The organism is Amycolatopsis magusensis (assembly GCF_017875555.1).
Lineage (GTDB): Bacteria > Actinomycetota > Actinomycetes > Mycobacteriales > Pseudonocardiaceae > Amycolatopsis > Amycolatopsis magusensis.
Genome location: NZ_JAGGMS010000001.1, coordinates 866181 through 879226 on the forward strand (window position 1 = coordinate 866181; position 13046 = coordinate 879226).

The 13046-nt window shown below is 68.9% G+C and carries 15 protein-coding genes; 8 read left to right on the plus strand and 7 right to left on the minus strand.

Translation table 11 applies throughout. From position 1 onward, the window contains the following. Window positions 1-33: 33 nt before the first annotated feature. A complete protein-coding gene (locus JOM49_RS04070) occupies window positions 34-615 on the plus strand; it encodes a GNAT family N-acetyltransferase (RefSeq protein ID WP_209670771.1) in 582 nt (193 codons plus the stop codon). Window positions 616-779: 164 nt separating this feature from the next. Then, on the plus strand, window positions 780-2759 hold the full coding sequence (gene acs / locus JOM49_RS04075) for an acetate--CoA ligase (RefSeq protein ID WP_209663025.1): 1980 nt from the start codon (window positions 780-782) through the stop codon (window positions 2757-2759). Between the two features lie 23 nt (window positions 2760-2782). On the opposite strand, the gene JOM49_RS04080 is transcribed toward acs, so the two are convergent. Then, complete coding sequence (locus JOM49_RS04080) at window positions 2783-3223, minus strand: nitroreductase family deazaflavin-dependent oxidoreductase (protein WP_209663026.1); 441 nt, start codon at window positions 3221-3223, stop codon at window positions 2783-2785. Further along, window positions 3220-3786 carry a PadR family transcriptional regulator gene (locus JOM49_RS04085; protein ID WP_308158643.1) on the minus strand — a complete coding sequence of 189 codons (567 nt, stop codon included), beginning with the start codon at window positions 3784-3786 and terminating at the stop codon, window positions 3220-3222. The genes JOM49_RS04080 and JOM49_RS04085 overlap by 4 nt, the downstream gene beginning before the upstream one ends. A gap of 150 nt (window positions 3787-3936) precedes the next feature. On the opposite strand from JOM49_RS04085, the gene JOM49_RS04090 reads away from it, so the two are divergent. Next, window positions 3937-4347: a DUF6319 family protein gene (locus JOM49_RS04090; protein WP_209663027.1), complete on the plus strand. Its 411-nt coding sequence runs from the start codon at window positions 3937-3939 to the stop codon at window positions 4345-4347. A 62-nt stretch (window positions 4348-4409) separates the two neighbouring features. Here the strand turns inward: JOM49_RS04090 and JOM49_RS04095 are convergent, their stop codons facing one another. Then, window positions 4410-4748, minus strand: coding sequence for a cupin domain-containing protein (locus tag JOM49_RS04095; RefSeq protein WP_209663028.1), 339 nt, complete (start codon window positions 4746-4748; stop codon window positions 4410-4412). Further along, entirely contained in the window at window positions 4745-5209 is a 465-nt protein-coding gene (locus JOM49_RS04100) for an OsmC family protein (protein WP_209670775.1), read from the minus strand. Before JOM49_RS04100 ends, JOM49_RS04095 begins: the two co-directional genes overlap by 4 nt. A gap of 71 nt (window positions 5210-5280) precedes the next feature. Here JOM49_RS04100 and JOM49_RS04105 point away from each other — a divergent pair, with 71 nt between their 5' ends. Continuing rightward, window positions 5281-5913: a GntR family transcriptional regulator gene (locus JOM49_RS04105; RefSeq protein ID WP_209663029.1), complete on the plus strand. Its 633-nt coding sequence runs from the start codon at window positions 5281-5283 to the stop codon at window positions 5911-5913. Here the strand turns inward: JOM49_RS04105 and JOM49_RS04110 are convergent. Then, complete coding sequence (locus JOM49_RS04110; protein WP_209663030.1) at window positions 5898-7217, minus strand: MFS transporter; 1320 nt, start codon at window positions 7215-7217, stop codon at window positions 5898-5900. The two genes, JOM49_RS04105 and JOM49_RS04110, sit on opposite strands and share 16 nt — an antisense overlap. A 103-nt stretch (window positions 7218-7320) precedes the next feature. On the opposite strand from JOM49_RS04110, the gene JOM49_RS04115 reads away from it, so the two are divergent. Further along, window positions 7321-8010, plus strand: coding sequence for a DUF2848 domain-containing protein (locus JOM49_RS04115; protein WP_209663031.1), 690 nt, complete (start codon window positions 7321-7323; stop codon window positions 8008-8010). Window positions 8011-8305: 295 nt separating this feature from the next. Here JOM49_RS04115 and JOM49_RS04120 read toward each other — a convergent pair whose 3' ends face one another. Both JOM49_RS04120 and JOM49_RS04125 read right to left on the minus strand, forming a co-directional pair. Then, window positions 8306-8611, minus strand: a complete 306-nt coding sequence (locus JOM49_RS04120; RefSeq protein WP_209663032.1) for a hypothetical protein — start codon at window positions 8609-8611, stop codon at window positions 8306-8308. A 46-nt stretch (window positions 8612-8657) separates the two neighbouring features. Further along, window positions 8658-10118, minus strand: coding sequence for a peptide MFS transporter (locus JOM49_RS04125; RefSeq protein WP_209663033.1), 1461 nt, complete (start codon window positions 10116-10118; stop codon window positions 8658-8660). A gap of 226 nt (window positions 10119-10344) precedes the next feature. Here JOM49_RS04125 and nhaA point away from each other — a divergent pair, with 226 nt between their 5' ends. Genes nhaA through JOM49_RS04140 form a run of 3 tightly spaced genes read left to right on the plus strand, consistent with a single transcriptional unit; the run spans window position 10345 to window position 13046 of the window. After that, on the plus strand, window positions 10345-11559 hold the full coding sequence (gene nhaA / locus JOM49_RS04130) for a Na+/H+ antiporter NhaA (protein WP_209663034.1): 1215 nt from the start codon (window positions 10345-10347) through the stop codon (window positions 11557-11559). Window positions 11560-11596: 37 nt separating this feature from the next. After that, window positions 11597-12097 (plus strand): phage holin family protein, encoded by a 501-nt coding sequence (locus tag JOM49_RS04135; protein WP_209663035.1) that lies wholly within the window; start codon window positions 11597-11599, stop codon window positions 12095-12097. 7 nt (window positions 12098-12104) lie between these two features. Next, on the plus strand, window positions 12105-13046 hold the full coding sequence (locus JOM49_RS04140; RefSeq protein ID WP_209663036.1) for an alpha/beta fold hydrolase: 942 nt from the start codon (window positions 12105-12107) through the stop codon (window positions 13044-13046).

Consider the following 13046-nt stretch of genomic DNA (forward strand, 5'->3'; position numbering starts at 1 on the left):
GCGTCCACTTGACTTCGTAGGTTCGAGCCTGTGATCAACGAATGGACCCGGCGGCCGACGCTCGTCGGCAAGCACGTGCGCCTCGAACCCCTCACCACCGACCACGCCGCCGGGCTGCGCGAGGCCGGGTCCGACCCAGTGGTCTGGACCTGGCTGAGCGTGTTCCGGCCGGAGACGGGCGCCGAAGCCGAAGCGATGGTCGCCGACATCCTCGCCGACCCGGACCGCGTCGCCTTCGCGCAGGTCGACGTGCGGACCGGTGCGGTCGCCGGCACCACCTCCTACTACGGGATCGTGCCGAAGCACCGGATCCTGAGCATCGGCCACACCTGGATCGGCCGGCCGTGGCAGCGCACCGCGGTGAACACCGAAGCCAAGTTCCTGTTGCTGCAGCACGCTTTCGACGAGATCGAGGCGAACAGGGTGTCGTGGGAGACCGACATCCGCAACGAGCAGTCGCAGCGCGCGATCGAGCGGCTCGGCGCGGTCAAGGAGGGTGTGCTGCGCGGGCACCGCGTCCGCAAGGACGGCTCGATCCGGGACACCGTGCTGTACTCCGTCACCAAACCGGAATGGCCGTTCGTGCGCGACCGGTTGGCCGCTCGTCTGGGCTGAGGCGCCGTTCGTCCGCGCCCGGCGGCCCACCGGCGGCATTTTCTCGTACCAGCCGATCGACCTGCGCGTGTGTAACCTCAAGGCAACCTTTTACTTCGGGTACCAACGTCGCTACGGTGCCCCCGGGGTAGCCGAGGATTTCGCGATTCAGGAGGCAGCGCACCATGACCGAGCAGTCGCCGGCGCTCGACAATCTGCTCAACGAGAGCCGGACCTTCCCGCCCAGCGACGAATTCGCCGCCCGGGCCAACGCGACCGCGGACCTCTACGCCGAAGCCGACGCCGATCGCGAGGCGTTTTGGGCCAAGCAGGCCGAACGGCTGCACTGGGAAACCAAGTGGACGCAGGTGCTCGACTGGTCCGACGCGCCGTTCGCCAAGTGGTTCGCCGGCGGCAAGCTGAACGTCGCCTACAACTGCGTGGACCGGCACGTCGACGACGGCCACGGCGACCAGGTCGCCATCCACTGGGTCGGCGAACCGGGTGACACCAGGGACCTGACCTACGCCGACCTCAAGCGCGAGGTTTCCAAGGCCGCCAACGCTCTGGCTTCCCTGGGCCTGGTCGCGGGCGACCGCGTGGCGATCCAGCTGCAGATGGTGCCCGAGGCGATCGTCGCGATGCTCGCCTGCGCGCGCCTCGGCCTCACGCACAGCGTGGTGTTCGGCGGCTTCTCCCCCACCGCGCTGCGGTCCCGCGTGGACGACGCCCAGGCGCGGGTGGTCATCACCTCCGACGGGCAGTTCCGCCGCGGCAAGGCCGCCCCGATGAAGGCCAACGTCGACGAGGCGCTCGAGGGCGCGGAGTCGGTGGAGAAGGTCATCGTGGTGCGCCGCACCGAAACCGAGGTGCCGTGGACCGAGGGCCGCGACCTGTGGTGGCACGAGCTGGTCGACTCGCAGTCCGAGGAGCACACCCCGGAGGCTTTCGACGCCGAGCACCCGCTCTACATCCTCTACACCTCCGGCACCACCGGGAAGCCGAAGGGCATCCTGCACACCTCCGGCGGTTACCTGACCCAGGCCGCGTACACGCACCACACCGTGTTCGACCACAAGCCGGGCGAGGACGTCTACTGGTGCACCGCCGACATCGGCTGGGTCACCGGGCACACCTACATCGTCTACGGCCCGCTGGCGAACCGCGTCACGCAGGTGGTCTACGAGGGCACGCCGAACACCCCGCACGAGGGCAGGCACTGGGAGATCATCCAGCAGTACAAGGTCTCCATCTACTACACCGCGCCCACGCTGATCCGCACGTTCATGAAGTGGGGCAAGGAGATCCCGGAGAAGTACGACCTGTCCTCGCTGCGCGTGCTGGGCAGCGTCGGTGAGCCGATCAACCCCGAGGCGTGGATCTGGTACCGCGAGAACATCGGCGCGGGCAAGGCGCCGATCGTGGACACCTGGTGGCAGACCGAGACCGGCTCGATCATGATCTCGCCGCTGCCGGGCGTCACCGCGGCCAAGCCGGGTTCGGCGCAGCGCGCGCTGCCGGGCATCTCCGCGAAGGTGGTCGACGACCAGGCCACCGAGGTCGGCCGCGGTGGTGGTGGCTACCTGGTGCTCGACCAGCCGTGGCCGTCGATGCTGCGCGGCATCTGGGGCGACAACGACCGCTACCGCGAGACCTACTGGTCGCGGTTCGCCGACCAGGGCTTCTACTTCGCCGGTGACGGCGCGAAGTACGACGACGACGGCGACATCTGGCTGCTCGGCCGGGTGGACGACGTGATGAACGTGTCCGGGCACCGGATCTCCACCACCGAGGTCGAGTCGGCGCTGGTGTCGCACCCGACGGTGGCCGAGGCGGCCGTGGTCGGCGCGACCGACCCGACCACCGGGCAGGGCATCGTCGCCTTTGTCATCCTGCGCGGCAACGTGGCGCAGGACGAGGCCAAGGGCGAGGAGGCGATCACCGCGCTGCGCAACCACGTGGCGAAGGAGATCGGCCCGATCGCGAAGCCGCGCCAGATCATGGTCGTGCCGGAGCTGCCGAAGACCCGCTCGGGCAAGATCATGCGCCGCCTGCTGCGCGACGTGGCCGAGAACCGCCAGGTCGGCGACGTCACCACGCTGGCCGACTCGTCGGTGATGGACCTGATCTCGTCCGGCCTGAACTCCGGCAAGTCCGACGAATGACCCGGTTTCCGGGTCGTGGGCGGTTACGCGCCCACGACCCGGAACACCGTGAAGCGGTCGGCGTTCGCCGCGAACTCCTCGGGGCTGCCCTCGGTGACGGCGCCCGCTTTCACCATCATGCCCACGCCGTTGGGCACCTTTTCCGGGAACGCCCGCAGCATCGGCCCCCGCTCCGCCACCGGCACCTCGACCAGTCGCACCCGCTTCTTGCGACGGCCGTGCGCGAGCGTGCCTTCGCCGGCCGCCCGTGCGTTGTGCACCCAGTCCGCGCCGGGATAACCGCCGAGCAGATACCGCTCACCGTCCACTTCGTACGGTGTGACCGGCGTGCTCCGCGGCTGCCCGCTCTTGCGCCCCACCACGGTCAGCACGTGGATGTCGCCGATTCGGATGCCGGTGCCCAGCAACGCTTTGACCACGCGGTTGACCGTGCGCAACCCACGCGGTAGTGCCACCTTGTTCATGCACAACCCCCAGTCCAGTCCATTTCGGGCATATCCTCGAGAACTTTCCTCAACCAGGCCAACTCCGCGCGGCGCATCGCCTGCGCGTACTCCACTTCCAGCAGCACCGCCCTGGGCAGCCCGGACGCCAGCGCGTCACGCAGCCCGTTCGCCCACGTCTCGGTCAGCTCGGCGAGTGAGCTTTCCCGTCGCCGCAACAGTTCCTCCGCCTCGGCACGGGAGAGCTGGCCGATGTGCGCCAATCCGGCGGAAAACACCGGGTACTCTTCCGCCCGCTCCCCGACGTACTCGCGCAGCGACGCGAACAACTCGGTACGCCCCTCGTCGGTGATCGCGTACACCGTGCGTTCCGGCCGTGCGCCGTCGCGCGTGGTGCCGGACACCTCGATGAAGCCGAGCGTCACCAGCCGCGCGATGGCGTCGTAGAGCGAGCCCCCGCGCATCCGGACCACGTCGGCGATGTGCCGCTCCTTGATCAGGGACTGCAACTCGTACGGATGCCTCGGCTGCTCGTTGAGCAGGCTCAGCACGGCGAGGTTCAGCGGGGTGCGGCGGGCACGCACGAGGGCTCCAATAGTCGAAGTCGGCTAGTCGAACTCGACTATAGCGACGTCCGCTACGCTTGCCCACCCCCGGCGCGCGGTGATCGAACGCATGTTCTAGGCTGTCGCGCTGGGAGAACCCATCTATGCGGCAAGGAGACAAGACCTGCGATGACCGTGGATTCCTTGACAGAACCCGAGGCGCCGGCCGCGGAGCCGGTCTCCGAGAACGGCCAGGCGGAGGCTCCCCAGGCAACCGAGGACGCCAAGCCCAAGCGCGGTCGCCCGAAGGGCCCGACGACCGCGAAGAAGACCCGGACGGTCGAGCTGACGCTGACCGTCACCGGCACCGCCGACGGCGAATGGCAGGCTGAGCTGAAGCACGGCAGCAAGTGGATCGCCCGGGGCATCGAGATCCCGGCCGCGGCCGTGTCCCGTGCGGCCAAGGAGCTGCACGAAGAGCTTTCCGGCCCGATCGACGAGGTCATCAACGCCGCCCGCGAGCAGCAGGCGCAGAAGGTGGCCCAGCTCGAGGCCGAGCTCGAAGAGGCCAAGAAGGCCCTCGCGGAACTCGAGCAGTAGAACCTGCTCCACAGAGGAATCGGGGCTGTCGCGACCAATCGCGGCAGCCCCGATTCCGTTTTTCAGGTGCTCAACGGCGTCCGCCACGGCAGTGGTGACTTGAACTCCAGCCAGTGGCTGTCCACCACCGCCTCGACGGTGTGCGGCACGTCGCGCGGGTGCACCACCGTCTCCCCGGGGGCGAGCCGGACCTCGCGGCCGTCGATCGTGCCGCGAAGCTCACCGGAAAGCAGGTAGATGGTGCTGTCGTGGTCGTGCCGGTGCTCCGGCGAACCGACGCCCGCCGGATAGCGGATTTCGTACAGCAGCCCGGAATCCACGGTTTCCCTGGTGCGGAAGGTGCCGGTGCCACCGAGCAGCGGCTGACCCTCCACAGTGGACAAAATACGCCAGTCGCTCATGCCAGCGTCCTCGGTTCGTGCCGGACCGGGAAGTTCATCGACCGGGCGATGAAGCACTTCGCGTGCGCGGCCGCGTGCAGTTCCTCCGCGGCCGCCACCATGCCCGGCTCGGCCACGGTGACCACCGGCCGCAGCGTGACCTCGCGGAACTGCCCGCCGCCGTCGGGCTCCTCCACCATCACGCCGTCCGCCTCGTCGGTGTAGCCGGTGATCACCACTTTCTTCGCCGCGGCGAGGGCGAGCACCCAGAGCATGTGGCACTCCGACAGCGAGGCGACCAGCAGTTCCTCGGGGTTCCAGCGGGTGGGGTCGCCCAGGAAGGCCGGGTCCGCCGAACCGGCGAGCACCGGCTTGCCCGGGATGTAGACGTCGTGCGCCCGCGAGTAGTCGCGGTAGCGGGCGGTGCCTTCGCCCTGGTTGCCCGTCCACGTGACGGTCATGGCGTAGCGGTGTTCCTTCATTCGGCTCACGTCCTCCAGCTGCGTGGCATGTACTATTCGTATACAGGTCGTATACAAATCTAGGGGGATGGATGGCCGCCCGGTCCGGCCGCGAGAAGGCCTACGAGTTCCTCAAGGGTTCGGTGCTGCCGGACCCCGAAGCCCAGGGCCAGTTCATCAGCGAGCAGGAGCTCGCGACCCGCATCGGCGTCTCGCGCACGCCGATCCGCGAGGCACTGCTGATGCTCGCCGCCGAGGACCTCGTGCAGCTCGTGCCCAACCGCGGTGCCTACATCGCCCCGCTCACCGGCCGCGACCTCTCCGAACTGATCGAGCTGCGCGGCATGATGGAACGCTTCGCCGCGGAAAAGACGATCGCCGGGGGCGGGGCACCGGTGGAACAGATGCGGGCCACGCTCCAGCGTCAGTCCGATGTGGACGATCCGGCGCAGGCGAGGGAGTTCATCGAGCTGGACACGGTTTTCCACACCCTGCTCATCGACGCCGCCGGGAACGCCATGCTCAGCAAGGCCTACGCCGGGCTGCGCGACCGGCAGCTGCGGGCCGGGCTGGTCGCGTTGTTCGCCTGCCCGAACCGCCAGCTCGCCGTCTGCGAGGAGCACCGGGCGATCGTCGACGGCCTGGCGGCGCAGGACCTCGCCGCCACGCACGCCGCCATCGACCACCACCTCGGCACCACCCTCAAACTTCAGTTGACCAGCTGATCGGCGTCTTCGCGGGGTTCGTACTCCGCCGGGTCGGGGTCGCGGCCGAGCAGCACGCCGATGATCGTGACGATCGCGGTCAGCAGCACGTACCCGGCGATCGCCAGCCAGGTGCCGAACCCGGCGAACAACGCGGTGAACAGCAGCGGCGCGAGCGCCCCGCCGACCACCCCGGCCAGTGTGTAGCCGAGTGAACTGCCGGTGTAGCGCAGGCGCGGCGAGAACTGCTCGGTGACCAGCGCGGCCTGCGGGCCGTACAGCAGCGCGTGGATGACCAGCGCGAGCACGATGCCGACCACCACCGCGAGGAACGAGCCACCGCTGACCATCGGGAAGAAGACGAACGGCCAGATCCCGGCGGCGATCGTGCCGGCCAGGTACAGCTTGCGGCGGTTGACCCGGTCGGACAGCGCGCCGGCAGCGGGGATGAGCACGAGCTGGAACGCCGAGCCGATCATCACCGCGGTCAGCCCCTCGCTGCGCGACATCTCCAGTTCCTGCGTCATGTAGGTCAGCACGAAGACGGTGAACAACGCGTAGAGCACGTCGGGGCAGACGCGGATCAGCACGGCCGCGACCAGGCCGCGGCGTTCGTCGCGGAACACCTCGGAGATCGGCGCCTGCGGCCGGTCGCCCTTCTCCGCGATCTTCTTGAACACCGGGGTTTCTTCGAGCTTCAGGCGAATCCACAGTCCGAAGAGGACGAGTACGCCGGACAGCAGGAACGCGACCCGCCAGCCCCACGAGTTGAACTGGGCTTCGGTGAGCAACACGGCCAGCAGGGCGAGCACCCCGTTGGCGAGCAGGTTGCCCGCCGGGGGTCCGACCTGGGCGGCCGACGCCCAGAACCCGCGTTTGCGTGGATCACCGAATTCGCTGGAGAGCAGGACCGCGCCACCCCACTCACCGCCGATGCCGACGCCCTGGGCGAACCGGAGCGCGACCAGGAGCACCGCGGCGAAGCCACCGATGTTCTCGTAGGTCGGCAGCACGCCGATCAGGAAGGTGGCCACGCCGGTCAGGATCAGCGTGAACACCAGCACGCGCTTGCGGCCGATCACGTCGCCGAGCCTGCCGAAGACGAAGCCGCCGAGCGGGCGGGCCAGGTAGCCGACGGCGTAGGTGGAGAAGGCGGCCATGGTGCCCGCCAGTTTGTCGCCCGCGGGGAAGAACAACTCGCCGAAGATCGTCGCCGCGGCGACCGAGTAGGCGGCGAAGTCGTACCACTCCAGCGCGGTCCCGGACAGGCTCGCCGCGAAGGCGCGCCGCAGCGAGCGGCCGTCCACCTGTTCTTGTGCAGTCATCGCTCACATCCCGTTTGGCCGTGGTGCCGAGTTGCGGTAATACTGGTTGTATACATCTTGCATGCGCAAGCCCCAAGTGAGTTTTACCAGGTCAGGAGGTTCCATGCCGGAGTACCCACGGCTCAGCTTCACCCTGCCGGACGGCAGCGAGGTGCACACGGAAGTGCACACGCTGCTGAACGCGGGCTACGCCGGCCGCAGCCAGGACGACGTCGCCGCGCACGTGGCCGAGCTGGCCGAACTGGGTGTCCCGGCGCCGTCGACCACGCCCGCGCTGTACCCGGTGGCGCCGTACCTGGCCAGCCAGACCGACGAGGTCCCGGTGCAACACGCCCGCACCTCAGGCGAGGCGGAATGGGCGCTGGTGATCACCGGCCCGTCGCCGGAAGACGTCCTGCTGACCGCCGCGTGCGACCACACCGACCGGGCGCTCGAGGTGCACGGGGTGGCTTGGAGCAAGAACGCCGGCCCGGACGTCCTGGCACGCCAGGCGTGGCGCTTGGTCGACGTGGAAGACCGACTGGATGAACTGGTCCTACGCGCCTGGGCCGGTGACACGGAAATCCAACACGGGACGCTCGCGGAACTGCTGACACCTGCTTATTGGCTGGACGTCCTACGCACCCGAGGCTGGTACGAACCCGGCGTGGTCCTCATCTCCGGCACCATCCCCATGCACCACGGCGTGGACCAGTTCAGCGCTTCCTGGAAAGTCGAACTGAGCGACCCGAAAACCGGGAACTCGATCGACCTGGCCTACCGAGTACGCCCCCTCCCAGAGCCCATCGGCTGACCGCCACCCCCGCCAACGCTGGGACCTGACTGGCTCCAGCCCCTCAACGTGAAACTCGGGCGCCCGAGTGTGGGATTCGGCTGCCTGAACGTGGAACTCGGCTGCACGAACGTGCAATTCGCCCGGCTCACACCGGATCCCGGGCGAGCCCCGCGCCCAGCGGGACACAAATGTGGCTTTGGGGGCCGAATCCGCCCCGAAAGCCACATTCGGGGAATCGGGCGGCGGCCGCGAACGCTAGGAGTGGGGCATTACTTGCGTTGAATGCAAGTAATGCCCCACTCATAGCATTCGTTCAGGCGTGGGGCGGGTCGGCGGGGCGCTTCCGGAATTGGGTGTAGGTCCAGAAGGCCCCGCCGGTCAGCATGAAGGCGCCGCCGCCGAGGAGGAACCAGGTGGTTTTGGTGTTCTCCCCGCGTTGTTCGGCCAGGGTTCGCTCGTTCGAGGGACCCGTGCGCCACGAGGTTTCCGTGCAGGTGCCGCCTTCGCTGATCGTCTGGCTGCCGCACTTCGCCGTGTCATCGCTGAGGGCCACGATGCCGCCGACCAGCAGGAAGAGTCCCACCGCGGTGGTCAGCAAGGCATAGATCCGGTCCCGCAAGAGTCCCCCTCGGCGACGGGAAAAGCGGCCTCCATGATGCCACGCCTCAGCGCACCCCGGACATCATCTTCTTGATGAACGGCGACCCCAGCACCAGCAGGATCCCGATCCCGATGCAGATCGCGCCCAGCGTGCCGAAGTACGGTCCTTCGTTCTCCGCGCTGTAGAACCGCGCCAGCCAGCCGGACAACGCCGTGCCCAGCGCGACCGAAAGGAAGTTCAGCGCCACCATCTGCGTCTGGAACGCGGCCGGCGCCAGTTTCGTCGACAGCGACAACCCCACCGGCGAAAGGCTCAGTTCCGCCCACGTCACCACCAGGATGATCCCGGCCAGCGCCAGCAGCGGCGTCGATGCCGGGCCACCGCCCGCCAGCGGCAGGAACAGCAGGAACGACACCCCGGCGAGCGCGGTGCCCAGCGCGAACTTGACCGGCGACGACGGCTGCCGGTCGCCCAGTTTCGTCCAGATCGCGGCGAACACCGGCGCGAACAGCAGGATGAACACCGGGTTCACCGAGTTCATCCACGAAACGGGCATTTCCCAGCCGAACAGGTTCCGGTTCAGCCGCTCGTCGGTGTAAGCCGCGATCACGGTGAACTGCTGCTGGAACAACGCGAAGAACGCGGCGCTGGCGATGAACATCGGGATGAACGACGCCACCCGCCTGCGCTCCAGCGGGGTGGTCTTCTTGCTCGTCAGCAACACCGCGAAGTACGCGACCGAGGCGACGATGATCACCAGGATGGTGCGGTCGGACAGGTTCTCCGCGGTGACGAACCCGGTCAGCACCGCCACCACGATCAGCGCCACCACCACGACCGCGACCACCACGACCAGCGGACGGCGGTTCGCGGGCAGCGGGTTCGGCACCACGCGACCGCTTTCGGGCAGGTTCCTGCGCCCCAGCGTGTACTGGACCAGCCCGGCGGCCATGCCGATCGCGGCCAGCCCGAAGCCGTAGTGGAAGCCCAGTTCCTCCTGCGCCAGCCCGGTGAGCAGCGGGCCGATCCAGCCGCCCACGTTGACGCCCATGTAGAAGAGGGTGAAGCCGCCGTCGCGGCGTTCGTCGTTCTCCGCGTAGAGTCCGCCGACCAGCGCGGTGGCGTTGCCCTTCAGCCCGCCGCTGCCCAGGGCGACGCACACCAGGCCGACGCCGACCCCGGCGAACCCGGGGAGCAGCGCGAGGCTGATGTGCCCGGCCATGATCAGCAACGCGCTGTAGAACAGCGTGCGCTCGGAGCCGAGCAGGCGGTCGGCGATCCAGGCGCCGACGATGGTGGAGAGGTAGACCAGGCCGCCGTACGCGCCGACGATGCCGAGCGCGGTCGGTTTCTCCAGGCCGAGGCCACCTTCGGTGGTCGCGTAGTAGAGGTAGATGGCGAGAATGCCTTGCATCCCGTAGAAGGAGAAGCGTTCCCACATCTCCACGCCGAAGAGGTTCGCCAGCCCTCGTGGGTGCCCGAAGAACCCCTTGTCCTTGCCGACCTCGGTAGAGGTAGTACTCACGATGTGTCCATCCTGTTTTCCGAGACATCGTTGTCGAAGCGAATGCTAGGACCGCCGGTGAACAACGAACAGGTCCGGTCGTCTTGACGGTGCTGTCTGACAAGTCACCCGTGGCGCGCCCCACGTTCGCCACCGGGACAACCCGTTCGGGCGCTAAAATCCCGTAAAGGTGTGCCGGGAAGTCTGGTCGGCAAGGCAACAACCGACCCCCGGAAACGGAGCACTCGTGAGCACACCGGAACCCCGGCTCCCCGCCAAGGCCGCCGAGTTCGCGCGTTACCTGCGCACCGAGACCACCGGCGGGCTGATCCTCCTGGCCGCGGCCGCGATCGCGCTGCTCGTGGCGAATTCGCCGCTCGGCGACACCTACCGAGCCATCCGGGACTTCTCGCTGGGCCCGCACTTCCTGCACCTGGATCTGTCCATTGGGGACTGGGCGAAGGACGGCCTGCTCGCGCTGTTCTTCTTCGTCGCCGGGCTGGAGCTCAAGCGCGAACTGGTGGTCGGCGAGCTGTCGAAGTTCAAACAGGCCATCCTGCCGATCTTCGCCGCGCTCGGCGGCATGGTCGTGCCCGCGGTGGTGGCACTGGCCATCGGCTGGGGCGAGCCCGGCATGGACCGCGCGTGGGCCATCCCGGTGGCCACCGACATCGCCTTCGCGCTCGGCGTGCTGGCGCTGACCGGGTCGAACCTGCCGAGCAGCGCGCGGGTCTTCCTGCTCTCCCTGGCGGTGGTCGACGACCTGGGCGCGATCATCGTGATCGCGGTGCTGTTCACCACCGGCTTCAACCTGCTCGCCGCGGCCGTCGCGCTGGTGGCGCTGGCGCTCTACGCCTGGCTGCAGCACCGGCGCGTGCGGGCGTGGTGGATCTACGTACCGCTGGCGGTGATCACGTGGGTCGCCGTGCACTCGGCGGGCATCCACGCCACCATCGCCGGGGTCGCGCTCGGCCTGCTCACCCGCGTCCGCCCGGACGACGGCGAGGAGCACGCGCCGGCGCTCCGGCTGGAGCACCGGCTGCAGCCTTGGTCGGCGGCGCTGGCCGTGCCGCTGTTCGCGTTGTTCGCCGCGGGCATCGAAATCGACGGCGACGCGCTCGCCGCGGTGTTCACCTCGGCGCTGCCGCTGGCGGTGATGATCGGGCTGATCGGCGGCAAGGTGGTCGGCATCCTCGGCGCCAGCGCGCTGGCCGTCCGGCTGGGGTTCGCGGCGAAACCGCGGGGCATGGACTGGCGGGACATGACCGCGCTGTCCGTGCTCGGCGGGGTCGGCTTCACCGTCAGCCTGCTGATCGCCGACCTCGCGCTGGTCGGCGATCAGGCTGAGCAGGCGAAGGCCGCCGTGCTGATCGCCTCCGCGATCGCCTCGCTCGCCGCCGCCGCGCTGCTGCTGCGGCGCAGCCGGGTCCACGCGAATACCGAAGACACCGACGACCAATAGCGCGCCCGCCGCGCCCGATCAACCGGCACGTGGCACGATGAAGCCCGTGAGCAGCCCCAAGCACCAACTCAACGATGCCGATGGCATGGGCGCCGTCCCCTACCTCCCGCTGTCCGACGACCGCGAGCGCAACGGGGACCAGTCGATCGGTGCGCTGGTCAAGGACGCCACACAGCACCTGTCGACGCTGGTCAGGGCCGAGGTCGAACTGGCCAAATCGGAGGTCGTCGGCGAGGTCAAGAAGGGCGTCAAGGGCAGCGTCTTCTTCGTCATCGCCCTGGTCGTCGCGCTGTACAGCTCGTTCTTCTTCTTTTTCTTCCTCGGCGAACTGCTGTCGGAGTGGCTCGTGCGCTGGGCCGCGTTCGGCATCGTGTTCGCGCTGATGCTCGTGGTCGCCGCGTTGTTCGGCTTCCTCGGTTATCGCAAGGTGAAGAAGATCCGCGCGCCGGAACGCACGATCGACAGCGTCAAGGAGACCGCCGCCGCGCTGAAGCCGCGTCAGCATTCCGGGGACGAACTCCCCGCGGTGCGCGACTGAGCCAGCCGTGCGCGCAGGTCCCGATCCCTCGATCGTCCGGATCGACGGGCCATGGACCCATCGCGACGTCTCGGCCAACGGCATCCGGCTGCACGTCGCCGAGCTGGGCACCGGGCCGCTCGTACTGCTGCTGCACGGGTTCGGCGAGTTCTGGTGGACCTGGCACCGGCAGCTGACCGGCCTGGCCGAGGCCGGGTTCCGGGTGGTCGCCGCGGATCTGCGCGGCTACGGGGATTCCGACAAACCACCACGCGGGTATGACGCGTGGACCCTCGCCGGTGACGTCGCCGGGCTGGTCAAGGCGCTCGGGGAACGCCGCGCGCACCTGATCGGGCACGCCTGGGGCGGCATGCTCGCCTGGACCGCGGCCACGTTGCACCCGCGGATCGCCGCGTCCGTCGGCGCGCTCGGTGCCGCGCACCCACTGGCCCTGCGTGGCTCGGTGACCAGGACAGCCTGGCGCGGCCGGGGCGGCAACCAGGCCCGCGCGCTCGGCCACCTCTTCGGGTTCCAGGTGCCGATGGCCCCGGAACGCAAGCTGGTCCGGGACGACGCGGCCGAGGTGGAACGCCTGATGCGCGGCTGGTCCGGTCCCCAGTGGACGGAGACGGCCGAGTTCACCGAAGCCGCCGCGAAGTTCCGGCAGGCGATGCAGGTGCCCGGGGTGGCGCACAGTTCGCTCGAGTACTACCGGTGGGCCTTCCGCGCGCAGTTCCGCGGCGAGGGCAGGCGGTTCACCGAAGCCGCGGACAAGCCGAGCCCGGTGCCGGTGCTCCAGGTGCACGGCCAGGAGGACCGGTGCGTGCTGCCGCGCACGGCCGAGGCGTCGGCACGCTGGCGCGGCGAGGACTCGGTGTTCACCTCACTCGCCGGCGTCGGCCACTACCCGCACCTGGAAGCCCCGAAGCGCACCACGGAGATCCTGGCGCAGTTCCTCGCCAAGGCTTAG

Coding starts and splice junctions, on each gene's coding strand:
- acs (WP_209663025.1), top strand. CDS start 780: ATGACCGAGCAGTCGCCGGCGCTCGACAATCTGCTCAACGAGAGCCGG.
- JOM49_RS04080 (WP_209663026.1), bottom strand. CDS start 3,223: ATGAACAAGGTGGCACTACCGCGTGGGTTGCGCACGGTCAACCGCGTG.
- JOM49_RS04090 (WP_209663027.1), top strand. CDS start 3,937: ATGACCGTGGATTCCTTGACAGAACCCGAGGCGCCGGCCGCGGAGCCG.
- JOM49_RS04095 (WP_209663028.1), bottom strand. CDS start 4,748: ATGAGCGACTGGCGTATTTTGTCCACTGTGGAGGGTCAGCCGCTGCTC.
- JOM49_RS04100 (WP_209670775.1), bottom strand. CDS start 5,209: ATGAAGGAACACCGCTACGCCATGACCGTCACGTGGACGGGCAACCAG.
- JOM49_RS04105 (WP_209663029.1), top strand. CDS start 5,281: ATGGCCGCCCGGTCCGGCCGCGAGAAGGCCTACGAGTTCCTCAAGGGT.
- JOM49_RS04110 (WP_209663030.1), bottom strand. CDS start 7,217: ATGACTGCACAAGAACAGGTGGACGGCCGCTCGCTGCGGCGCGCCTTC.
- JOM49_RS04115 (WP_209663031.1), top strand. CDS start 7,321: ATGCCGGAGTACCCACGGCTCAGCTTCACCCTGCCGGACGGCAGCGAG.
- JOM49_RS04135 (WP_209663035.1), top strand. CDS start 11,597: ATGAAGCCCGTGAGCAGCCCCAAGCACCAACTCAACGATGCCGATGGC.